Here is a 21,724-nt window from a genome sequence, read left to right as displayed (position 1 = left end):
TGGCTAAACTTCCTCATACTTCCTTTTCAGCGATTGCTATTACTTTTTTAGTCATGAATCTTTCTAACCTGTTGAGGCAGGTTTTTTGGGCTTTTTTATGTCTGAAATGGAAAAACAGCACTTTTTCTCGGTCAATGATTAATCTCTAAGTTATAACTTAGAGATTAATCAACAACTAAAGCTTATGCTTGTAGCTAAGTGAAATCATTGATTAAGAGACCTGTGCTTTTCAATAACTTTTTGCCGCAAACCCTAAGTAAAGGAGCGATCATCTCCGAACAAATGATCGATTTTGCGGCAGGCGTTGAGAATCGGCTCCGAAACGTAACACCGCAGGCATAGTCCCGCGTGCGCTCTTTCTGTGGTATCAACTGCTGGAGCTTGAAAGCGGGATAGCAAATTAGCCTGGAGATTTCTCTGTTGGGAGCGATCGCCCCTATCCTCCTCTGCCTCACTTAACCCTTGGCTCTGAAGAAAATCTGGCGTTGCTGATTTGAGATATGAATCTTCTTTTGTGGGATTTTTAAAACCTAGACCCAAACTAACTTTTGGATGGGTGCAAGGTTGTCATTCATACCTTGATTCAGCAACGCCGGCTTTTACCGAAGCCCGCTCGAAACGAAAGAGAATTTTCGGGGGAAACCCGATGCCATCCTGGGAATGGCGACGACGGAATCGGTAGTTTTTTATCTGTAGAGATAGAGAAATTCCGAGAGGTAAATTATGAACAGAGATATTATTACTGGAATGGACGGCGAGATTTATGCCAGACGCGATCTGAGTCGAGAATGGGGCGGGGCGATCGATCTGGGAACGGCGAGGACAGGAAAAAGTTTCGGCGTTGACGGTCATTTAGGGGAAACTAATTGCCTCGGCGTTTGGGATAGTGTGGACAGACTCAGATTCAGGACTTCCCGTAACCTTCGTCTGGAACTCGCCACCGACCCCAAGGTGATCACCGAGTTAGTCCGATTCGATAGTAAGGGTGTCGCCACCGTTGTCGGTTCGGTTGAATACGGCGCTCGATTATCCTTGAATTTAACACCAGGTCGCTACGGCCTCAGTTTCTTTGTCGAGGGAGATTTGATCTCTTATCAGGTTAATGCGAGTTTTAGCTAGGGAACAAACGATTTCTAGAATCTTAACCATTGAAGCTGTTCTAGCTTCAATGGCCATAACCCAAGAAATAACAAGTTGATAGCTGAATGCTGATCGCTGATCGCTGATGACTGATCGCTAACGACTGTTGACTGATGACTGATTACTAGAACTCTTGCAAATTAATTATATGTTATAATAGTCAGTTAACTAATTTTACCCCAAAAATTAGTTAGCTAGTACATTTGCTCTAAATGAAAACCTGAAGTTTTACTTTTAACTCAAAACTCTTTAGAGCTGCTTTAATTTGGTTATCAAAACTTCTTTATTTAAGCGGCACAAACTATCTCAATTTTTATAATTGAGAATAAATTATCCTTGACTTGATTAATGTTTGGCAACTTTTAAGAAGTTGCTATACCTATCCCTAATACTAAATCCGTTGAGTATAGGCTAGTTATGAGGAGAGGCACTCATGCAAGAGGCACTCATGCAAAGGGGAAAATCAATAATCAGTTTTTAATAACCAGATTTAGTATAACTCATAGTTATAAATAGCCGCCAACAGGTTAAATCTTAAACTATATATTCGACGACGATTCCGATATTTACAGGATAAGATTTTCAAGATTTTGAGTTTCCTATTTATAGGTTCAATGATAATCCTTTCTTTGTATAAAGCCTTGTTATACCCCTTCTCTAACTCTGTTAATTTTCTATTTTCTGGTTTCTTTTTCGGTGTATAACTATTACTATGGTATGCAGCTATTCCCTGATAACCACTGTCTTCTCTGCTAGTAGTTAGGGTTTGCGGCAAAAAGTTTTCCCTGGGGGCAGGGTGTGGGGTGTGGGGTGTAGGGTTTTACCGATTTTCAGGTGGTCAACTACCTAATTTTCAGGGACAAAGTACCTGAATTTTCCCCCCGATCACCCCTAGCTAAGGCACTTTTTGATGGGAAAAAAGTCTAAAAGTATTATCCAACAAGGTTTTTATATTTATTCAGCAAACCCTAGTTAAAGGATGAAAACGAACTCGACTTTTTTTAAATAAACTAAAATCATGACCTCTACCTTTCCCACAAAAGACACAGATAATTTCCTCGGTATTTTGATCAGCTACTAATTGGGATTTTAAAGTATGATAACCTCTTTTACCCCCAAAAAAATCTTTCTGTTTCTTTTGGGGGCGTTCAATGGGAGTTTCCGTTACATCCATTACCGTTACGACCGGTATCTCTGCTTGATTTAGTAGAGCTTTTTTCCTTTTAAACGGAAGTTTCCCGATTGTCAAAGCATTTTTTCCTTCTTATTTACAATCCGACCTATAGTTGATTCTGATAGTTGACCGCTTGTACCAATCTGAAAATATGTTCTACATTCTTGCCAATATTCTAACGTTACTAAAACTTGTTCTTCTATAGATAGTTTAGGTTTCGGTCCCCTTTTAGATGCTGAATTAGAGTCGGCTTCAACACTTTTTACTGATTCTACCATCTTTCTATATGTTTGTTTATACACACCGAAACGGCGTTTGAATTGTTCATCTGATAAGTTTTGATAATCCATATTTTTGCTAATAAACATAGCAAAAGTATAGATGATTTCCTCACCTAAGATCACATTTTATTCTTTTTTCCACTTCCATCTAAAAATTGAGAAAAAAGCCAAACCTTCCATTATACCATAAAAAAATTATGCAAGAGGTCTAATATGATTACCTTTGAAAACGCGCTGGAGTTGGTTAGTCAATTACCCAGGGAACAGCAAGAGATGTTAATCGAGATTGTTAAAAAGCGGTGTGTGGAGGTAAGAAGACAGGAGTTTTTGAGAGAATGTCAGGAGGGTTTGACAGAGTATCGGTCTGGTAATCTCCAACCGATGACAGTAGAAGATGCGATCGCGGATTTAGATCGTTATTTGGAGGATTTTGAAGACGATTTAAGCGATCGCTGAAAAAGTTTGTTAGACGCAATGCGCTGTTGCGGAAACAAGTCGATCAAACACTGAAGCTAATGCAAGAGGATATGTTTGCACCTAGTTTAATGGTTCATCGTCTCAGGGGAGAATATCAGGAATTGAGAGCTTGTTCCTGTGGTTATGATTGCCGCATCATTTTCTATTTGGAACGAGACGAGAAAACTCAAACAGATAGGATAGTTTTGATTAACATTGGAACTCATGATGAGGTGTATTAACTAATAACTGATAGCGGAAATAACTATGAATCCCAAATTTTACGCCTTACTTACCCTCTCCCTAGTGGCTACCGTCACCCTACCAGTTGTTAACGGGAAACTCTCCTCTCTCGTCCCTGCGGTAATAGCGCAAAATACGGATGCGAGGAAAGCCTAAAATTGTTAAGTGATGTGAGAAATTCAGGAAATTTTCTGCAATGCCCGACCTTTTTCTCTCCGTAAGCTACAGACGAAAAATGGCAACAGCAGCATCTATCAGTAATTTTTGATGAGCCTCAATTTCACTCTTTGTCCAAGCTGTCTTTGAGCCTATCTCTTGAGTTAACAAAACTGAAGATTTTTGATAGAGCGGTTTTTTATTAGAAAAATTTTCGTTGCCTCCAATACTATTTTGTGCAGTGTCTAAAATAGTAAGATTGCCAAGAGAATTTTTGAGTTGGTCAAGCTCATTATCTTGGTCAGATTCACTGACGTTACGAGGATATATATGTTCGATCGATGTGCCAGCAAAGTCATATAATCTGCTTTTGTCAAGACATACAGACTCACCACTTGCACCGTCTTTGTACCATTGATAGTAATACTCAATTGTCATTAAAAAATATTTTAGAGGCTTGTTGCTACCACCAGATTCTTGATATTCAAGGGTAACTAGGTTATCCCTGAATTTTTGATCTGATGCCTTTAATTCCATAAGTTTTTGTAGCTCATTTCTGAGATTATTAACATTATAATTATTGGGATTTTTGCGAATATTAAGAGCTTCTTGGGCGTAGATATTTTTAAGCGGTGTTATGTGTTGATTACATACTATTTTATACCGAAAGAATACCTTTTCTAAAATATTAACTATTTCTGAGAATGATTTTTGATTGAGTTCAGATGCTGCCAGTAATCAAGGAATTGATAAAGTATGTCCAAGTTCAACTATAAGAATGTTCAAACGAGTTTTATCCCAACTGGTTAGAGGTTGCCGAAGTTCATACAACCATTCTCCTTTTACCAGTTTTCTACACTTCAAAATGTCTTCGTGAGTCTTTTTTACTACTTGATAAATTTGTTCGGCATCATCTTCTGTAAAATTTTGTTGCTTATGTTGTGGGAAAAATTTATCAAGAAACATATCAAACACGGCATTCTGTTTTGGTCTATTACCTTGATAAGAATCATAAATCCAATTTAAATAATCAGTTGTGTGGGTTGGTGAATCGGACAGGATATTGTCCCATAATTTTTCTACAGAATCTTGGTTTCTGGAATAGCCTTCGCCTTCGAGAAGTTCCAATGTTTTAGCTCTTAATAAATCTCCATCTGTAAGATTGGTTCCTCGATCATTGATAACTGGAAAAAGTCTAAAAGCATCCTCTCTATTTTCAGTTACCATGTGCAAAATTGTAAAATCATTGTCTAATATATTTTGAATAATTTCGAGATTGTCTATCCTATCTTCTATCGTATCATTAACATTAATTATTCCTTGTATTTCCTTTAACAAAGTTTTATGTGCATCTGAAATTTTACGGTGTGAATCTCTTGATACAGATGGATTCCTATCACCAATTAATTCTTGATAAAAAGGGTCATCAGCTTTTGAAAGTGTTAAAACTTCTACAGGGGTTACTTGTCTTTGAATCTCTTGCTCGAATTTAATAAATTTGTTTGACAAATCTTGAAGACGTTTTTTGATAATTGATACTAAATCAGTTTCCCCTGCTGACTGTTGAGCCTCTGATTGCAGGTTCCGATAAGTTTTAATCATACAAGCAACCAACAAAGCAAATGTAGCTATTCTTTGTTGTCCATCAATTATCTCGTATTTATGCTGATCAAATGCTCCAACAACAGGGTGTTTGACACTCAGAATGCCACCAAAAAAATGACTCATTGGCTGGCGAATTTTGCTTTCTTTTTTCAAAGCAATTAAGTAAATCCTTTATAAAATCTGAGACTGATTCTGATTCCCAAGCATAAGCTCTCTGATATTTAGGAATAAAAAACGTAGATTGACGTTTAAAAAGTGCACCGATCGAGGTGTATGTTGGTTCAATCTTCATAACTCATCTAAGCCTATAGAACGTTTCAGTACAGTATCTAGAACGGGAAAAGAACTAACTGAGCCTATTCAATGCTAACATACCCCAGCAGGCGAAGACAAGTCCTCTGAGGCAATTAATTCGATTATGATGGCTGAATTCTATCAAAATCTCCAGAAAGGAATGAGCAAAAGCGCATCGATGAGAGAGGCAAAATTAAGCCTGATCGAAAAGTATCCCCATCCTTATTTTTGGTCGCTATTTATTTTGATTGGGGATGCCAATTAAGCAGCCGATGATAACTCTTGATCGCTGATAATCAGGATTATTTCCTAACTTTTAACTGCCGACATCTGCCGCATTTCTAAATATACTAATAAAGCGTTAATATCGGCGGGATTGACTCCGCCAATTCGCGAGGCTTGGCCGATGGTGGCGGGTTTAATTTTTGTTAATTTTTCCCGGGATTCCATTGACAAAGTTTCGATTTTCATGTAGTCAATATCGGGGGATAAATGACGGTTACTGTGGCGACTAATTTGGTCAATTTGATTTTGTTGTCGTTTCAAATAACCGGAATATTTAATCTCAATTTCTACCCCTTCTCTTTCGGCTAAATTTAAATCGGGATTACCTAAACCATAGCGATCGAGATCGAGATAATGGAAGTTAGGACGACGCATTAAATCCGCTAAAGAGAGAGAACCTTTGATTTTTTGTTCCGTATCCTTAACGATGGCAATTGCCACCTGATCCCGTTCTTTAATTCTCGTTTCGTGTAAGCGTTCTTTTTCCGCGATAATATTAGCTTGTTTAGTTTGGAATAATTGCCAACATCGGTCATCAATTAAGCCAATTTCTCGCCCTAAAGGTGTTAATCTTTGATCAGCATTATCCGATCGCAATACTAAGCGATATTCGGAACGACTGGTTAACATTCGATAGGGTTCCCGCAGATCCTTGGTACACAAATCATCGACCAAAGTTCCTAGATAACTTTCCTCCCGCGGAAAAACAATTAACTCTTTTCCTAAAGCAAACCGCGCCGCATTAATCCCCGCCACCAGTCCTTGGGCTGCCGCTTCTTCATAACCGGTTGTCCCATTAATTTGTCCCGCACAAAATAACCCCTCAATCTTCTTCGTCATCAGGGTTGGATAACACTGAGTTGCCGGTAAATAATCGTATTCCACTGCATAAGCAGCACGCAACATCACACATTTTTCTAAACCGGGTAAAGTCCGCAGCATGGCTAATTGAACATTTTCCGGCAGTCCCGTAGAAAACCCTTGGATATAAAGTTCGGGAATATCGCGCCCTTCCGGTTCGATAAAAATTTGATGACTTTCTTTATCGGCAAAACGGACGATTTTATCCTCAATACTGGGACAATAACGCGGACCTTTGGAGTCAATAAAACCGCCATAAATGGGGGATAAATGTAAATTATCTCTGATTAATTGATGAGTTGCCGCCGTGGTGCGGGTGAGATGACAGTTCATTTGTTCTCGTTCGATCCAGACATCGGGATCAAAACTAAACCAACGTACCTCGTCATCGGGCGGTTGCGGTTCCATACGGGAGTAATCCACCGAACGCTTATCCACACGGGCAGGAGTGCCAGTTTTTAGGCGACCGGTCTCGAATCCGAGACGATTTAGGGTATCTGTTAAACCCACCGCCGCAAATTCGCCCGCGCGTCCGGCTGCCATAGACTTGCCGCCGATCCAGATTTTGCCGCCTAAAAAAGTGCCAGTGGTTAAAATGACGGCTTTAGCGGCGAAACAAGTGCCGAAATAGGTTTCTACCCCTAAAACTTGCTCATTTGCCCCTAAAATCAGGTCTGTGACCATGCCTTCCCGAATAACCAGATTTGCTTGGGTTTCGACGATACCTTTCATAATTGCCGCGTATTCCCGTTTATCGGTTTGGGCGCGTAGGGCCCAGACTGCCGGTCCGCGAGAGGCATTAAGAACCCGTTTTTGCAGATAGGTGCGGTCGGCCATTTTGCCAATTTCGCCGCCTAAAGCGTCCACTTCGTGGGTTAATTGGGATTTAGCCGGACCACCGACGGCGGGGTTACAGGGTTGCCAAGCGATTTTATCGAGATTAAGGGTGAGGAGAAGGGTACGACAACCGAGACGGGCGCAAGCTAGGGCCGCTTCACAGCCGGAATGGCCCGCCCCGACGACGATGACATCAAATTCATCTTGAAAGTCTGCGGCTGAGGAGAAAGTCATACTCGATCGAGGGGAAAATTAATTAATCAGGCTAATATTCTAGCAATTTTTCTGAGTTTTCCCTCAAATATAATACAAGAATACTAACTAGGTCATTGAGTAACATTAAAGCGATCGCATAAATCTAAAAACAATCTATATAATTCCTATTTAACCTTGCCTTTTCAGGGCATTACTGGCTAAGTATTATAGGTGCTTATCTTCACGATCGTTTAAAGATTATAATCATGGATTTACTTGCCAATCCCGTTGCTTTGTCGCGGATACAATTCGCCATCACCGCTATCTTCCACATGCTTTGGCCGGTGTTAACCACTGGTATGGGCATTTATCTAGTTATTGTCGAAGGATTATGGCTAAAAACCCGCAATCCTGACTACTATCATCACGCTCGCTTCTGGGCAAAACTCTACATTCTCAATTTCGGCATTGGAGTTGCTTCTGGTTTACCCATGGCTTTTCAGTTTGGCATGAATTGGGCGCCTTTTTCGGAAGCAGTGGGGGACTTTTTCGGAACTATCCTCGGTTTCGAGGGAACCATGGCCTTTATGCTAGAGGCTAGTTTTCTAGGAATTATGCTGTTTGGTTGGGGACGAGTTCCCCCGTTAATTCACTTCCTGGCGACAATTCTCGTCGCTTTCGGGGCTAATCTTTCCACTTTCTGGATTTTAACCGCTAATTCTTGGCTGCAAACCCCTGCTGGCGGCATTTTCGTGGATGGTAAATTTATCGTTCAAGATTACCTACAAGCGATTCTCAATCCCTTCATGGTTAATAGTTTCCTGCATATGTTTTTCGCTACTCTGGAAACTTCTCTTTTCGTCATTGGTGGCATTAGTGCTTGGTATTTGCTCAATAAACGTCACATTAGCTTTTTTAGTCGTTCTCTCAAAATTATTCTTACTCTAGCGATTGTTATCGCTCCCTTGCAAATTTTTGTCGGTCATCTTAGTGCCGAACAAGTGTATCACTATCAACCGGCTAAATTAGCCGCCATGGAAGCGCAATGGGAAACCATTCCCGCAGGAGAAACTGCCGGTTGGAGTTTGGTTGCTTTACCCAAGGATAAAGCGGAGACAAATAGCTGGGAAGTGAAGATACCTAATGCTTTGGGTTATCTTTTGGAGTTAAAACCCAAGTTATCGGAACCTGTTCTCGGCTTAAAAACGTGGAAATACGAAGACAGACCGCACATGGTGGGGCTAATCTATTATTCTTTCCGGATTATGGTCGCTATCGGTCTTTTTCTTGCGTCTTTAATGGCTGTAACTGTCGGGCAATGGCTGCGCGGTCAATTATCTAACGAAAAAATCGACAGTCAAAAATGGTTACTACGCGCTTGGGTTTTTGCTGCCCCCCTGGGTTATCTTGCAGTGGAAACCGGTTGGATTGTCCGTTGTGTCGGTCGTCAACCCTGGACAGTTTACAATCAAATCCGGACGGTGGATGCAGCTTCTCATCTACCTGCGGGCGAGATTTTAACCTCTTTAATCGGAATTACGGCGATTTATGTGGTTTTCTTGGTTTCTGCTCTCTATTTCGGCAGTCGTATTATCCGTCAGGGACCAAATCTTAACTTACCACTGCCGGGGACTCAAGAGGAAAAAGTGACCTCACCAGAACTAAATCCTCGTTCCCTAGAAGCGCAACAATAGGAGGAACTATGGAACCTTTACAGTATTTTCTGCCACAAATTTGGTTTTTGATTCTGGGATTATTTCTATTTCTCTACGTCCTTCTCGATGGTTTTGACTTGGGGGTGGGAATTCTTTCCCTGACTTCCTCCTCCGAGAAGCGTCGCAGTATTTTAATGACCAGCTTGGGCAATGTTTGGGATGCTAACGAAACTTGGATTGTCTTGATGGGGGGTTCCCTGTTTGGGGCGTTTCCCCTAGCTTACGGGACAATTTTAAACGCTTTATACCTGCCTGCTGTGATTATGGTGGTGGGACTGTTATTTCGGGCTGTTTCCTTCGAGTTTCGTGAACATTCTCGTCGCAAGTTGTTCTGGAATTATGCCTTCGGACTCGGCAGTTTTTTGGCCGCTTTGGGGCAAGGATTTGCCCTCGGTGCGGTTTTTGAGGGCATTAAAGTGGATGAATTGGGTCATTTTGCCGGCGGCCCCTTTGATTGGTTAACATGGCGATCGATTCTAGTGTCTCTAACTTTAATCCAAGCTTATGTTTTAGTGGGTTCCACTTACCTAATTCTGAAAACTACGGGTAATTTACAGGAAGTTCACTATAAAACGGCAAAAATTGCCGCTATTACCACTTTTATCGGTGCTGTCTTTATCACCATCAGTACGCCGCTGCTTTCTGACCATATCCGTCAGCGTTTATTTGACCCTCGACTAATTTACATCTTTATCCTCATCCCGATTTTAGCTGTGCTGTTACTGGGTTTATTATTGCGGAGTTTGCAACTAAAGGAAGAAAACACCCCCATGGTCTGGACAGTATTGCTGTTTATGCTCTCTTTTATCGGTTTGGGATTGTTGATTTTTCCCGATATTATTCCCCCGTCAGTGACAATTTATCAAGCGGCGGCCGCCCCTAGTTCTTTGGTGTTTATGCTGACTTTTGTGGGTTTTTTAATCCCAATTTTACTAGCCTATACAGTTTATAATTACATCGTTTTTCGGGGCAAAATTACTGCTGAATCCTACGGAGAATAGATGGCGTTGCCGATTTCAGACATGAATCTTCTTTGGTGGTATTTTTAAGGGGAAACTCTCTACCGCTGATGCTAAACTGAATTTATTCTAGGAGGTCTTTGGGTGTAATTAACTCGTAACGCTCGAAGGGTTGATGAATCCAAGGATTATCGGGGTAGTATTCCACATAATAGTCAGGTTTGATTCTTGATGCTGCTTTGTACCAGATCACTGCGGTTTTGATATTGGTAATCCCGTATTTTTCCTGTAAAAAAATCGAGGTTTTTTGGAGGGTGATTCCCGAATCGACTAAATCATCCACTAATAACAAGGGACTCTTTAATTGGGACTCGATCATGGCTAAATTCGAGGAAATAGTTAATTCTCCCCGAATTTGATGATTTTGCCCCCCGTAGGAAGCAGCATAGAGAATGGCTAGGGGTTGACGAAAAAGACGACAGAGAATGTCACCGACGCGCAATCCTCCCTTAGCTAAACAGACAATCTGAGCAAATTGCCAACCAGAATGATCGATTTTTACTGCTAATTTTTCGATCAGACGATGGTATTCATCCCAAGAAACATAAACATCGGCCATATTTTCCATTCCCGATTGAGAATTACTTATTTTCGGCAGGTCGATCACTACTCCAGGCCCACCAAACTCGATCGCATTGACAATGATAGAATTCCTGCCATTTACGACGGGAATCTTCTCCTAAAACGGGTGCGCGGCGATTGATCCAAACGGACTGAGCTTCTTTAGCTTTTGCCCCACAGTAAGGACAACAAAAATTGTAGGCGTGAACAGCATTCTCTGTCCAGTCAGGGGGAAAGGGACTAAAAGCATCCATAATCTCTGGGTTAAGGGGGTTAACAGTCAAAAAGGGTCTTGAATCGCTGGTGTTTAGGCTATAGTTCTCAATTTCTGCTTCGATAATTTTTACAGCGTTTCCCATAGAGATGAAGTGTAACCTAATTTGGTATTGACCACCGACTCCCCCAAAGGAAAACTTTGTACCTCACTATTAAGATAAATGCTACAATAGGTTTTGACAAGCTGTAAATCTTCAAATATGGAAAGAAGTTATACAAAAGTTGCTTTTATAGATAGGAACATAAATTAAATATACCCCAATAAGGGTGAATAAGCCAGGCTTATAATTTTACCAAAACTAATGAAATAGCTTCTCAAACCACTCCCCAAAAATGATTATTTTACATAAGTACATTTACCTTGATGTGCTGCTGGGTAGGTTTTGTGCTGGCTAAAAGTATCGTTGGCATGAGACACCTAAGTGCGCTCGTGAAAATGCAAGGAATTAATGTCAATTATAATCGCCAAAGTTTAAATAAAATTTTGAAAAAAGGCACGTTAGAAACGCGCCTCAAAAATTATTAATTAAACTTCAGTTAAGAGATCTAAATTTAGACTATTAGCAGCCTAAACGACGTTTGTAGCCTTCAAAATCTTCACGCATTTTCTTATAGGCCAGATCTCGTTCTTGGGGCGACATATAAGCACGATCGCTTAGAGTGCTTGGCTGCGTCATATAAGCTAGAGTAGAAATGTCTCCTCAAAATTATTTTAAAAAGCTTCGTCTTAACGCCTTACATCAATCCATTACCCAAAACCCCGAACTAACGTTAATTTATCAAATTGCCGAAGAATTAGGTTTTTTTGAGCGAGGACATCTTGCCTCTGATTATAAACAACTGTTTGGTTATTTTCCCTCTGAAACTTTTAAAAATAGAACATAATGAGCCATCTTAATTGTCATTGTGAGCGGTAATAAATTCTAATCAGGACAAAAAATTGTGCGAAAACCGATATGATTGGTAGAAGTGTCGATATCTTCGGGATGGCGAGCGGCGGGACGGTAACGAGCGCAGTAGTTAGGGGCGCAGAGGAAAGAGCCTCCTTTGAGGACTTTACGGGGTTTTCGCATTGAGGGATGAAGTTTGAGGTTATAACTATCTTCTTCGGTTCCGCCTAGGGGATTTTTCGGGGTACAACAGGCTTTAGTCGGGTTTTTGGGATGTTGTTCCTGATACCAATCTTGTGTCCATTCCCAGACATTACCTATCATGTCATAAAGTCCATAACCATTGGGGGGATAGCTTTCTACTGCTTCTGGACCGGGTGCATGAGGTTTGAGATTTTGCCAAGGAAATTGTCCTTGCCAAGTATTAGCCATGACTTTACCATTAGGCATAAATTCATCACCCCAAGCAAATTCTGCCCCCTCTAAACCCCCTCGTGCAGCAAATTCCCATTGTGCTTCAGTTGGGAGTTCTTTTCCTGCCCATTTTGCATAGGCAAGGGCATCTTCATAGACAATATGTACTACAGGATGGTTTTCTCGATTTTTAATTGAACTTCCAGTACCTTCGGGATGTCGCCAATTTGCCCCCGGCATATATTGCCACCAGCAGACAGTACGAGGATCAACGGGACGATCTGGTTTCACAAAAACGGCAGATCCGGGAACTAATATTTCAGGATCAGCATTAGGATAATCTTCTGCTTTCGGTGGTTTTTCAGCAAAGGTAATATATCCTGTTTCTTTGACAAATTTTCTAAATTGTTTATTAGTGACCAAATATTTATCCATCCAAAAGCCGCTAACGGTTACGGTGTGGACGGGTCCTTCTTCAGGATATTTACGACTGTTTGACCCCATTTCAAATGTTCCCCCCGGAATCCAGATCAGATCTTTATGGGGAGGTTTACCTGGAGCAGATGAGGGGTTTTGAGATATTTGCATACTCAAGATATAGCCTTTATTTTATCAAGGGTTAGAGTGGGTAGGGGCAATGCAGAAATTACCCCTACAGCTTTGAAAGCAAATCGGGTCTATGCTACAGACTAAGCAGATTAGTCACGCCACAACATCCCTATTAATTCTGTCTCAGGATCGATCGCGCCCGCGCCCGCGTCATTTTTAATCGTGACAATGACTTTTTTCAGCTTCGCACCTTCAAACTCGAAAAACTCGAACTCATGTTCGTAGTCTGATGATACAGGCTGTCCGGGATCTCGACCAATATTAAATCCCGCCCCAAACTTACCCGGTTGAGTCAGGAATTGCTCAGGATATTCTGGGAAAGCTTCCTCAATCTTGGTACTTTGCTTAATACCATTGATATAGAGTTGTACCTCTCCTATGGTACTACCACCAAACTTGCTATCCGGTTGTTGATTGGGCTTCTTGTTAAATACAACTTTGAGTGTATTTTCCTTGTCGGCAAGATTAGAGAGTGGATAAGTGATCTTCTGTTGCTGTTGTCCTAACCAGTTATAGACATAACAGAGTTTGCCCTCGTAGATATAGAAACTATATCCACCAAAACTTCCTCCATGAGCTATCATTACCCCTTTAGGAGTCTCACCCGTGGAGAAATCAACAATGGCTTCGATTTCGTAAGAACGACCTCGGGTATTCGGAGCAACGGCTTCGGGAATTTCTGATCCCCCTGGATAATAGGTGTAACTGAAGGTAGCATCCTTTGGGTCATCTTGAGCAAATGCTGGGGGACGTAATTGGGGACGATCTCCACCCATAGCCGAGCGATCATCAATAGGCATACCTTTGTATAACCCTGCTTGCACGAACCACATATACTTCATCTGTTCGAGTTTATCGGCATATTTCGGGTCATTAGCTAAGTTACGAGATTGAGTCGGATCGGGAGTTAATTCCAATTTCAGATCCCCATCCATACAGTACAATTCCCAGATATCCTTCTCAAAATTACCCCAATTAGAAGGCGCAGGAGCATGGACAGTACAAACGTGCCAACCTTTATACCAGACTCCTCTTGTTCCTAACATCGAATAGAACTGAGTTTCTCGCACTTTCTTGGGTTTTCCATTGGCATCCTTGGGTTTTTGCTCGTCAGAGAGTCTGTAAGCAAATTGATACTCAGGTTGAGCATATTCGGGAGCGAAAGTATAGGCGAAGCTAATTCCCTCAATGGGATTTTGGGTGTAACCTTTAACCACTTCTGGGGGTTCTACACCACACATTTCGTAAAGGGTAGGTACTAAGTCAACCGCGTGAATGTACTGTTTGCGAATCCCCGTATCTGCGATACCCGGTCCACACATCATAAAGGGAGTTGCAGCACCACCTTCATAACCTGACCAACGTTTCCAGTATTTGAAAGGCGTATCAAAGCCCCAAGCCCATCCTGTAGGATAGTGATTATAGGTTTTCAGTGTGCCTAAATCTTGGAGAAGGGCAAAGTTCTTGTCAAAATCATCGGGAATACCGTTAAAGAACAGGTTTTCATTCACTGAACCATTAGGCCCACCTTCTGCACTAGCACCATTATCAGCTACAGCAACAATGATGGTGTTATCCATTTGACCCGTTTCTTCGAGAAAATCGAGCAAACGACCAATTTGTTCATCGGTATAGGTGGAGAATGCCGCATAAATCTCGGCCATACGGATAAATAATGCCTTTTCTTCGGGTCTTAATCCTTCCCAAGGTTTTACCCAATCAGTTTGAGGCCACGTCTTACCAGCAGGAACTCCTTGGATCTTAGTGTGGTCAGGGTTAGGTTCTCCAAGCTCACCTTCACCATGAGGATTAATCTCCGAGGGTGTTGTTACCTCATCCCCAAAGATGCCTAATTCTTTCATTTTGGCAAGGACTTCTGTGCGATAGACTTCATAGCCATCTTTAAAGATACTTGTCTCGACAAAGGATAAATCTTGTGGATTATCGGGAGCTCCCAGGCTCGTGTTATAACCATAATCTAGGATCTTCTGAGGCCAGATTTGATGGGGTGCATGGTTGGCACCGGGACAGAAGTACATCAGCCAAGGTTTATCTGGAGCGATCGCCTTTTGATCTTGGATAAAGGCAACTGCCTTATCTACCAGGTCTTTCGATAGATGATAACCGTTCTCTGTATCCCCCATATTGGGACCATAAGGAGGTTCAATCAGATGGTTATCATAGACCAGATCTGGATACCATTGATCGGTTTCTCCGCCTAAAAAGCCATAATAGCGTTCAAAACCACGACCTAAAGGCCAATGCCGCTTCGTGGATGCCATATTTGCCTCTTCTTCTGGCACTAAGTGCCATTTACCAAGGGCGAAGGTACTCCAGCCACGCTCACTCAATACGGCTGGAATCATGGCATTTTCAAAGGGAATGCGACCATTATTACCAGGGAAACCCGCTGTCACCTCTTCGATACAAGACATCCCGTTACTGGTAGCATTGCGTCCATTTAATAGGGATGAACGAGTGGGAGAACAAAGAGCGGTAGTGTGAAAGTTGGTATAAATTAAGCCTTTTTTGGCAATACGAGCTAAATTGGGCATTTTAATTTTGCCACCAAACATTTCCCAGGCACCAAATCCCGTATCGTCAATGACTATGTAAAGAATATTCGGTGAATTTGCGGGTGCTTTCGGTTCGGCGTAGGGTTCCCAATCGGGTACGGAATCACGAATATCGAGGGCGATTGTCCCGTTGAATTGTTTAGCCATAGAGTCTCCGTAAATTGAGGCTTGTCACAGGTGTCTGATTCGCTCGTCTGAGAGCGGCCCATTCAAGTTTGAAGCGTACCAGTACCTGACTGACTAGATGCAGAAACGTTGAATCCTGTCATAAAACTTTACCTTGACGGTTCTTCGTTACTTGTTATGGTTCGATAGGGGGGCATAAATCGACTAAATCTTTATCTGGCAAAAGATTTAATTGAACGGTGGCGGCGAATTCAGTGGCGGTGAAACAAAGCAGTTTATTGATGAGTGTGGGGTATGGCTATTTTTTATTTCATGAAAAAAATATCAAACAAAGACTATTTGGTTGTATTATTATACTGGCTGGTGTTTCTCTGTTAAGCATTCTTTAGTAAAATAAGAAAAGGCTCTTCTGGATCAAGGATGATAATCAAAAATTATGGCGAAAGGCTGGCTAAAAAGCGGCAGCGCATATTTTCAAAATCAGGAATCGCGCCTCTAGGAGGGTTAGTGATTCTCCTTCTCCGCTGCCCCACCAGAGTCCTTCCACAGAGTCAACGGTTAGATAATTACTGTGAAAATTATACAACCAATGGATTAACTGAGGGCATGAATACAAAAATAAAGCCTATTAAAAGAATAAGTTATGAATTAAAGCAATCTTGAACATTTTCGACTTAAGCTGTTTGCTTGCTTTAATTCATAACAAAAAGTAAAACACGAAAACCAGAAGACCCAAATCTGAATGGCTTATTAATAACTGGAAAAACTGACTCAATAGATAATCTACTTGTTTACTCTATCACTAAAAAAATATGGCTAAAGGGGATCAAATATACGCCTATCGGGAATTGCTCAATCTTCAGGGTGTTTATGCCCATCATGGCATCGATTGCGGTGATGGTAGCGTCATTCATTACCGAAAACCGAGCGAGATTGTTGAACGAACTTCCCTAGAAACTTTTGCTAGGGGCGGTAAAATCTATGTGGTGCGCCATGTAGAGGTGGGATTTTCCTTTATCCCCGATGTGGTGGTAGAAAGGGCGCTAAGTCGTCTGGGGGAGCAGAAATATAATCTTCTTTTTAACAACTGCGAACATTTTGCCACTTGGTGTAAGACTGGTATTAGCAAAAGTCAACAGATAGAAGAATTTATCCCGATTATTACCCATTTACAAGCGGTGGGACTCTACGAACCTCTGAAAAAATCCCTCATCGGAGCCGACCCCAACAATGCCCAAACCCTATTAAAAGGTGCTTTAAGCAATCTTAAGGTCAGTTGGGATGAAATTCAACCCCAGTACAAAAAAGCCATTCAAGAAGCAGAAACATGGAATCGAGTAGCGATCGAAGCTTTAAGCAGAAATCGCGATGATTTAGCCCGGGAAGCCCTGAAACGCAAGGTAGAAGCCAAAAAACAGGCAAAACGCCATCAGGAACAATTGGATCAACTAGCGGCTATGACCGAAAATGTGCTTAAAAGTCTGGTGATTGCTAACGGTTAGTCTGGATGTCAGTAAACTGTTCAGTATCTAAACCTATGCCAATTGCCTCGGTTGATTCCTATTCAAATCAGGTAATTTTAGTCGCTCGCCATGGAAATCTGGATTATTTTACGTTTTTCAATCGCCGCTGCCATTATCGCTTTAGTTTGCTGGTCTTTAGCCAGTGCCGTGCGCGATAGTTGGCAAGTTGCCCGACGGATGCACTCCATCCCTTGCTCCCACTGCCGCTACTTTACCAACGATTATCGCCTCAAATGTAGTGTACAACCCAGGAGCGCCAACACCGAACAAGCGATCGACTGCGGCGATTATTTTCCCAGGGCCTAGTCAGCCATAATACCGAAAAGCTTTTCGAGATGGTGCGAAATTTGCTAGTCTAGGCTAAATAGGTCTGAAATAGTATAGAAACGTGGATACAATTATTGGTCGGGGCAAAACAGCCCGTAGAGCTTACGGTATCGATGAAATCGCACTTGTACCCGGAGTGCGAACCCTCGATCCTAGTTTAGCCGATACCCGTTGGTCTCTCGGCAATATCGAGCGGGAAATCCCGATTATCGCCAGCGCTATGGATGGGGTGGTGGATACTAAAATGGCTGTCCTTCTCTCCGAGTTGGGGGCGCTAGGGGTACTAAACCTCGAAGGAATTCAAACCCGTTACGAAGATCCTAACCCGATTCTCGATCGCATTGCGGCGGTCGGCAAATCAGAATTCGTCGGTTTAATGCAGGAACTCTACGCAGAACCGATTAAACCGCAACTAATCGAGCTTCGTATCCAAGAAATTCAAGAAAAAGGCGGTATTGCGGCAGTTAGCCTCACCCCTGCCGGTGCCGTCAAATACGGTGCTATTGTTGCCCAAGCAGCGGCCGATATTCTCTTTGTCCAAGCAACCGTTGTTTCCACTGCCCATTTATCCCCGGAAGCTATCACCCCCCTCGATTTAGTACAACTGTGCCAAGAAATGCCCATTCCCGTGGTTTTGGGCAACTGCGTCACCTACGAAGTCGCCCTTAACCTGATGAAAACCGGGGCAGCCGGGGTTTTGGTCGGTATCGGTCCCGGGGCTGCCTGTACTTCTCGCGGCGTTTTAGGGGTGGGAGTTCCCCAAGCCACTGCTGTGGCCGATTGTGCCGCCGCTAGGGACGATTTTTTCCAAGAAACAGGTAAATACGTCCCCGTTATTGCCGATGGCGGCATTATTACCGGCGGTGATATCTGCAAATGTATCGCCTGTGGCGCCGATGCGGTGATGATTGGTTCTCCCATTGCCCGGTCCGTGGAGGCCCCTGGCCGCGGTTTTCACTGGGGTATGGCCACACCTAGCCTAGTTCTACCCCGGGGAACCCGAATTAGCGTGGGCAGTACGGGAACTATTGCTGAAATCCTCGTTGGACCGGCAAAATTAGATGATGGTACTCATAACCTCTTGGGGGCGCTGAAAACCAGTATGGGAACTTTGGGTGCTAAGAACTTAAAGGAAATGCAACAGGTGGAAGTGGTGATTGCTCCCTCGCTGCTGACGGAGGGGAAAGTCTATCAAAAGGCCCAGCAGTTAGGTATGGGTAAATAAAAGTTATCAGTGAACAGTGATCGGTTATCTGCTTCTCGGGGCAGTTTTTGATTTTTGCCGGAGATGGATTTTCCCCTTGGGATTACCATCCCTTCAGGTTCGGTTCTGCCGACCCCCACTATCTCAAAAAACTGTTAAATTGGAAGAACCAAAAGGATAGTTTATAAAAAAATTGAGTTAAGGAGATCAAAGGTGTATAGAGAAAACGATCGCCCTCACAATTTATTCGGTACCGATAGTGAATTTTACGAGAGTTTGTGGCAGTATGTCCAGACCTTAAGTCCCGAAACAATCGCCCAACTCTCGAAACCGGAATCCCAAGAGGTTTTTCAAGTGATGGAACGCAACATTATCGGACTTTTGGGCAACCTTCCCTCTGAACATTTCGGGGTCACTATCAGTACCAGTCGCGAACATCTGGGCCGGTTATTGGCCTCGGCAATGATGAGTGGTTACTTTCTGCGCAATGCTGAACAGAGAATGAATTTTGAAAAATCCCTCGCTAGTCTCCAGAGCGGTTCTAGCGATGTTTAAAGTTGAGCGGTAGTTAGTTTGAAAGGGAAAAAGAAGCAATCAGCTATCAGCTATCAGATTTTAGTTACAAGATAACTTTGATCTGGCTAATAACTGATGACTGATGACTGATTAAAGACAGTTTTGCTGCCAGAGTAGTTCTTTTTCGATTCCCTGTTTTTCTCCGGGGGGGACAGTCCTTTCCCGCATAATATAAAGTCGCAGGGATTTAATCTGTTGATCACTACCGTGCTGCTGATTCCAGTTTTGACAGAGATACTGACCAAACTCTCCATAAACTGACCCACCGATAGATCGATTAAGATTAATAAAATACTGTCGCCACTGCATGGTTTTATACAAACGATTGCGATCGCTTTCAGTGGGTTTATCCCAAATTACTGGCTGTCCTTCTCTAAATATATCTACCGTGGAACCATCGGCTAATTGACTGACTGCCACAAACCAAGCATCATCGCGAGGGGGGGAAGGGGCAAAAATAGTCCAATACTGGTCTAAACGAGTTATTCTTGCCAGAATATCAATTGTATTAAAAGTACGACGGGTGAGCAAGCGATCGAGGGACTGAATTAAAGGTGTATTTAAATCGCCTCTAATGGCCGATTGCCGGACAAAACTGCGTAAATTCCAGATACTGGTCAACAATAAGAAGAAAATTACCAAAATATTTAAAGGTAAAGAGGATTTAATCGTCAGGGGACGAAACTTGAAAGGTTTGGTGAAATTGCCCATAAAACGACGATGGGAGGCAATCCACTCATAAATTCTCGTTCCCAGGGCCATAAGGGGCGGTAAACGCAAAATTGGCGCTAAAAACCAGAAAATTGGCGAAAGACTGACAATATAAACCACTGCTGACCATTTAAACTGCCGTTTTCCCTGCCAATCTTCCACCACCCAAGAATTTTGGGCTACCATATCCTCGTATATTGAAGGGTTATCCTGAGCGACTAACAGGGGAGTGCCGGGTAAAATGAGAAAAGTGCGGAGAAGATGAACAACTTTTTTGCAAAATCCACAATCTCGATCGTAATTAATCCTTAAACCTTCTCTTTCTGGGTTTCTCATCCGTTTTTGTCCCCAATCCCAGACTAAGCTAGGGATAATTGGCAACCAATGGGTAACACTCAAAAACGGGAAAATTCCCAGATGAAAACTGAGACCAAAACCGATATGTAAGAGAATAAACGAGAGAATAGCGACTATTTTAAAGAGACTATTGCGAAAGGGAATAAAAATTAGCAGTGGACCCACCCATTCAAAGATTAACGCTGAAAAGGTGAGGATTTCTAGTAATTGTGGCGGTAAAGATAGTAAAAAACCGGCAAAAGCAGTACCGTATTGATCGTAACTGAGAGAGTAATAAACAGCCGTACCGTCGGGCCACCAAGTCTCACTTTTGGTTTTAAAGGCCGCTGACCACATATAGATGTAACACACCTGTATCATAAAAGCGACCGTGGCAGCCGAAACCACACGCTTGGGTAAGGGGTTGGGATTGGTGTTTAAGGCACTTTCCACGGAATAACAGGCACCAAGGGGTAAAAACATCCCCCAGAATAATACTGCCCGGATTACGTCATCGGCGGCAAATAGTAACAGGGGGTTGCGATGATGTAAAGAGACGATTAGCGCCCAAGTGGCGATCGTGGCTAAACGGGTATGATAGCCAATTAAAAGCAATAATGCGATCGCTATAGCGACAATAAACAGGATACTCTGCACCAGCACCGAGTCACTGAGGGCAAAAATAGACCAGTAAAAAGGACTAGCAGAGACTTTCGATAAGCTTCCTAGGGGTAAAACCCCTAGTTCGCTGTAATGGGCAGTTACTTGGCTAAAACGAACCGATAAATCTACTAAAACTACTAACGCCAAGGCAATGCGAAATAAAGCCAGCGATCGCAGGTCAAACCCGAAAATCTCTGCCAGTCTTTGTCTAAATGATTTTGCCATTATCGCCATAGGATGATGATTCCCTCCACTTCTTCAATAAACCTACTTTATAGCAAGTAAAAAGGCAAAAGACAAAAGAAAGCTGTCAGTATTCTCCGAGTCAGGACTCATCGTTGGCTCAATTTTTCGGGAGTGAAGGAGTAAAATCGGTTGAAAGACTTGCCCCGTAAGGAGTAGAGCGAAACCAGCGACTTCACTAGACCTCTTGCATAATTTTTGGCTCTTCGGTAATTGTTATGCAAATAATTAACTTAAAATAAAATTCGATGAGAGTGCCTACGCCTAAAAGTAGCTGAAATCTATACAGGGAGACACTTACGGCACAAATAGGTTAATACCAAAAGATAGACAATTGAGTTAAAATTTGATATAATCGCCAAAAACCCGAGTATTTTACTTATGATGCTTGACAAATTTTTGAACCTAAAAGGAACGTCTATTCAAGG

22 protein-coding genes and 4 pseudogenes are annotated in these 21,724 nt (G+C 42.3%); 14 read left to right on the top strand and 12 right to left on the bottom strand.

Going from position 1 to position 21,724, the window contains the following annotated elements; genetic code table 11:
- Positions 1–202: pseudogene (locus IM319_RS02700) on the top strand (IS5/IS1182 family transposase); the annotation flags it as partial.
- Positions 203–252: 50 nt separating this feature from the next.
- On the opposite strand, the gene IM319_RS02695 reads toward IM319_RS02700, so the two are convergent.
- Positions 253–540: a hypothetical protein gene (locus tag IM319_RS02695; RefSeq protein ID WP_287734542.1), complete on the bottom strand. Its 288-nt coding sequence runs from the start codon at positions 538–540 to the stop codon at positions 253–255.
- 183 nt (positions 541–723) lie between these two features.
- Here IM319_RS02695 and IM319_RS02690 point away from each other — a divergent pair, with 183 nt between their 5' ends.
- Positions 724–1,119: a hypothetical protein gene (locus IM319_RS02690; protein WP_287077711.1), complete on the top strand. Its 396-nt coding sequence runs from the start codon at positions 724–726 to the stop codon at positions 1,117–1,119.
- A 511-nt stretch (positions 1,120–1,630) separates the two neighbouring features.
- Here IM319_RS02690 and IM319_RS02685 read toward each other — a convergent pair.
- Both IM319_RS02685 and IM319_RS02680 read right to left on the bottom strand, forming a co-directional pair.
- Positions 1,631–1,885 (bottom strand): annotated as a pseudogene (locus tag IM319_RS02685) (transposase); the annotation flags it as partial.
- Between the two features lie 225 nt (positions 1,886–2,110).
- Positions 2,111–2,682 (bottom strand): annotated as a pseudogene (locus IM319_RS02680) (transposase family protein); the annotation flags it as partial.
- Positions 2,683–2,808: 126 nt separating this feature from the next.
- Between IM319_RS02680 and IM319_RS02675 the strand changes: the two are divergent.
- The 3 genes from IM319_RS02675 to IM319_RS02665 are packed head-to-tail and all read left to right on the top strand — an operon-like array spanning position 2,809 to position 3,450.
- On the top strand, positions 2,809–3,051 hold the full coding sequence (locus IM319_RS02675; protein WP_287734540.1) for a hypothetical protein: 243 nt from the start codon (positions 2,809–2,811) through the stop codon (positions 3,049–3,051).
- Positions 3,052–3,077: 26 nt separating this feature from the next.
- Positions 3,078–3,293 carry a type II toxin-antitoxin system YafQ family toxin gene (locus IM319_RS02670; RefSeq protein ID WP_287687245.1) on the top strand — a complete coding sequence of 72 codons (216 nt, stop codon included), beginning with the start codon at positions 3,078–3,080 and terminating at the stop codon, positions 3,291–3,293.
- A 25-nt stretch (positions 3,294–3,318) separates the two neighbouring features.
- Positions 3,319–3,450: a hypothetical protein gene (locus tag IM319_RS02665; RefSeq protein ID WP_265578834.1), complete on the top strand. Its 132-nt coding sequence runs from the start codon at positions 3,319–3,321 to the stop codon at positions 3,448–3,450.
- Between the two features lie 66 nt (positions 3,451–3,516).
- On the opposite strand, the gene IM319_RS02660 is transcribed toward IM319_RS02665, so the two are convergent.
- From IM319_RS02660 to IM319_RS22350, 3 genes are all read right to left on the bottom strand, one after another.
- Positions 3,517–3,987, bottom strand: a complete 471-nt coding sequence (locus IM319_RS02660) for an HNH endonuclease family protein (RefSeq protein ID WP_287734538.1) — start codon at positions 3,985–3,987, stop codon at positions 3,517–3,519.
- Between the two features lie 201 nt (positions 3,988–4,188).
- Entirely contained in the window at positions 4,189–5,208 is a 1,020-nt protein-coding gene (locus IM319_RS02655; protein ID WP_287734536.1) for a DUF262 domain-containing protein, read from the bottom strand.
- Positions 5,120–5,347, bottom strand: a complete 228-nt coding sequence (locus IM319_RS22350; protein WP_353857174.1) for a DUF262 domain-containing protein — start codon at positions 5,345–5,347, stop codon at positions 5,120–5,122. Before IM319_RS22350 ends, IM319_RS02655 begins: the two co-directional genes overlap by 89 nt.
- A 126-nt stretch (positions 5,348–5,473) precedes the next feature.
- On the opposite strand from IM319_RS22350, the gene IM319_RS02650 reads away from it, so the two are divergent.
- Positions 5,474–5,614, top strand: coding sequence for a CHAT domain-containing protein (locus tag IM319_RS02650; RefSeq protein ID WP_287630495.1), 141 nt, complete (start codon positions 5,474–5,476; stop codon positions 5,612–5,614).
- 44 nt (positions 5,615–5,658) lie between these two features.
- Here the strand turns inward: IM319_RS02650 and mnmG are convergent, their stop codons facing one another.
- Positions 5,659–7,566: a tRNA uridine-5-carboxymethylaminomethyl(34) synthesis enzyme MnmG gene (gene mnmG, locus IM319_RS02645; RefSeq protein ID WP_287734534.1), complete on the bottom strand. Its 1,908-nt coding sequence runs from the start codon at positions 7,564–7,566 to the stop codon at positions 5,659–5,661.
- Positions 7,567–7,793: 227 nt separating this feature from the next.
- On the opposite strand from mnmG, the gene IM319_RS02640 reads away from it, so the two are divergent.
- The gene (locus tag IM319_RS02640; protein WP_287734532.1) at positions 7,794–9,221 is read left to right on the top strand and encodes a cytochrome ubiquinol oxidase subunit I; all 1,428 of its coding nucleotides are present in this window, start codon (positions 7,794–7,796) and stop codon (positions 9,219–9,221) included.
- A gap of 8 nt (positions 9,222–9,229) precedes the next feature.
- Positions 9,230–10,243, top strand: a complete 1,014-nt coding sequence (gene cydB, locus IM319_RS02635) for a cytochrome d ubiquinol oxidase subunit II (protein WP_287734530.1) — start codon at positions 9,230–9,232, stop codon at positions 10,241–10,243.
- An 82-nt stretch (positions 10,244–10,325) separates the two neighbouring features.
- Here cydB and IM319_RS02630 read toward each other — a convergent pair whose 3' ends face one another.
- Positions 10,326–10,820 (bottom strand): phosphoribosyltransferase, encoded by a 495-nt coding sequence (locus IM319_RS02630; RefSeq protein WP_287734543.1) that lies wholly within the window; start codon positions 10,818–10,820, stop codon positions 10,326–10,328.
- A gap of 22 nt (positions 10,821–10,842) precedes the next feature.
- Positions 10,843–11,076, bottom strand: a complete 234-nt coding sequence (locus IM319_RS02625; protein WP_002735880.1) for a hypothetical protein — start codon at positions 11,074–11,076, stop codon at positions 10,843–10,845.
- A 715-nt stretch (positions 11,077–11,791) separates the two neighbouring features.
- Here IM319_RS02625 and IM319_RS02620 point away from each other — a divergent pair.
- Positions 11,792–11,983, top strand: coding sequence for a helix-turn-helix domain-containing protein (locus tag IM319_RS02620; protein ID WP_002757988.1), 192 nt, complete (start codon positions 11,792–11,794; stop codon positions 11,981–11,983).
- 38 nt (positions 11,984–12,021) lie between these two features.
- Here IM319_RS02620 and IM319_RS02615 read toward each other — a convergent pair whose 3' ends face one another.
- Together IM319_RS02615 and IM319_RS02610 are read right to left on the bottom strand one after the other, a co-directional pair.
- Positions 12,022–12,990, bottom strand: coding sequence for a formylglycine-generating enzyme family protein (locus IM319_RS02615; protein ID WP_002774263.1), 969 nt, complete (start codon positions 12,988–12,990; stop codon positions 12,022–12,024).
- Positions 12,991–13,100: 110 nt separating this feature from the next.
- Positions 13,101–15,734: a sulfatase-like hydrolase/transferase gene (locus IM319_RS02610; protein ID WP_287734528.1), complete on the bottom strand. Its 2,634-nt coding sequence runs from the start codon at positions 15,732–15,734 to the stop codon at positions 13,101–13,103.
- A 531-nt stretch (positions 15,735–16,265) separates the two neighbouring features.
- Between IM319_RS02610 and IM319_RS02605 the strand changes: the two are divergent.
- The 5 genes and pseudogenes from IM319_RS02605 to IM319_RS02585 all read left to right on the top strand — a co-directional run.
- A pseudogene (locus IM319_RS02605) lies at positions 16,266–16,416 on the top strand (transposase); the annotation flags it as partial.
- Positions 16,417–16,525: 109 nt separating this feature from the next.
- The gene (locus tag IM319_RS02600; protein ID WP_002763971.1) at positions 16,526–17,215 is read left to right on the top strand and encodes a lecithin retinol acyltransferase family protein; all 690 of its coding nucleotides are present in this window, start codon (positions 16,526–16,528) and stop codon (positions 17,213–17,215) included.
- 90 nt (positions 17,216–17,305) lie between these two features.
- Complete coding sequence (locus IM319_RS02595) at positions 17,306–17,542, top strand: hypothetical protein (RefSeq protein ID WP_041804354.1); 237 nt, start codon at positions 17,306–17,308, stop codon at positions 17,540–17,542.
- A gap of 82 nt (positions 17,543–17,624) precedes the next feature.
- A complete protein-coding gene (locus tag IM319_RS02590; RefSeq protein WP_287076767.1) occupies positions 17,625–18,788 on the top strand; it encodes a GuaB3 family IMP dehydrogenase-related protein in 1,164 nt (387 codons plus the stop codon).
- Between the two features lie 192 nt (positions 18,789–18,980).
- Entirely contained in the window at positions 18,981–19,322 is a 342-nt protein-coding gene (locus tag IM319_RS02585) for a DUF760 domain-containing protein (protein WP_287684900.1), read from the top strand.
- Between the two features lie 111 nt (positions 19,323–19,433).
- Here the strand turns inward: IM319_RS02585 and IM319_RS02580 are convergent, their stop codons facing one another.
- On the bottom strand, positions 19,434–21,287 hold the full coding sequence (locus IM319_RS02580) for a hypothetical protein (RefSeq protein WP_287734525.1): 1,854 nt from the start codon (positions 21,285–21,287) through the stop codon (positions 19,434–19,436).
- Positions 21,288–21,724: the final 437 nt, after the last annotated feature.

This window comes from Microcystis sp. M113S1 (assembly GCF_020246945.1).
In the GTDB taxonomy this organism is placed as follows: Bacteria; Cyanobacteriota; Cyanobacteriia; order Cyanobacteriales; family Microcystaceae; genus Microcystis.
This window is presented reverse-complemented; position numbering and strand designations above follow the sequence as displayed.

Excerpts from the sequence above, each read along its gene's own strand:
- IM319_RS02665 (WP_265578834.1), top strand. The coding sequence starts at position 3,319 with ATGAATCCCAAATTTTACGCCTTACTTACCCTCTCCCTAGTGGCTACC.
- IM319_RS02615 (WP_002774263.1), bottom strand. The coding sequence starts at position 12,990 with ATGCAAATATCTCAAAACCCCTCATCTGCTCCAGGTAAACCTCCCCAT.
- IM319_RS02640 (WP_287734532.1), top strand. The coding sequence starts at position 7,794 with ATGGATTTACTTGCCAATCCCGTTGCTTTGTCGCGGATACAATTCGCC.
- IM319_RS02690 (WP_287077711.1), top strand. The coding sequence starts at position 724 with ATGAACAGAGATATTATTACTGGAATGGACGGCGAGATTTATGCCAGA.
- IM319_RS02625 (WP_002735880.1), bottom strand. The coding sequence starts at position 11,076 with ATGGATGCTTTTAGTCCCTTTCCCCCTGACTGGACAGAGAATGCTGTT.
- IM319_RS02580 (WP_287734525.1), bottom strand. The coding sequence starts at position 21,287 with ATGGCGATAATGGCAAAATCATTTAGACAAAGACTGGCAGAGATTTTC.
- IM319_RS02620 (WP_002757988.1), top strand. The coding sequence starts at position 11,792 with ATGTCTCCTCAAAATTATTTTAAAAAGCTTCGTCTTAACGCCTTACAT.
- IM319_RS02610 (WP_287734528.1), bottom strand. The coding sequence starts at position 15,734 with ATGGCTAAACAATTCAACGGGACAATCGCCCTCGATATTCGTGATTCC.
- IM319_RS02630 (WP_287734543.1), bottom strand. The coding sequence starts at position 10,820 with ATGGCCGATGTTTATGTTTCTTGGGATGAATACCATCGTCTGATCGAA.
- IM319_RS22350 (WP_353857174.1), bottom strand. The coding sequence starts at position 5,347 with ATGAAGATTGAACCAACATACACCTCGATCGGTGCACTTTTTAAACGT.
- IM319_RS02650 (WP_287630495.1), top strand. The coding sequence starts at position 5,474 with ATGATGGCTGAATTCTATCAAAATCTCCAGAAAGGAATGAGCAAAAGC.
- IM319_RS02660 (WP_287734538.1), bottom strand. The coding sequence starts at position 3,987 with ATGGAATTAAAGGCATCAGATCAAAAATTCAGGGATAACCTAGTTACC.
- IM319_RS02595 (WP_041804354.1), top strand. The coding sequence starts at position 17,306 with ATGGAAATCTGGATTATTTTACGTTTTTCAATCGCCGCTGCCATTATC.
- mnmG (WP_287734534.1), bottom strand. The coding sequence starts at position 7,566 with ATGACTTTCTCCTCAGCCGCAGACTTTCAAGATGAATTTGATGTCATC.
- cydB (WP_287734530.1), top strand. The coding sequence starts at position 9,230 with ATGGAACCTTTACAGTATTTTCTGCCACAAATTTGGTTTTTGATTCTG.
- IM319_RS02600 (WP_002763971.1), top strand. The coding sequence starts at position 16,526 with ATGGCTAAAGGGGATCAAATATACGCCTATCGGGAATTGCTCAATCTT.
- IM319_RS02675 (WP_287734540.1), top strand. The coding sequence starts at position 2,809 with ATGATTACCTTTGAAAACGCGCTGGAGTTGGTTAGTCAATTACCCAGG.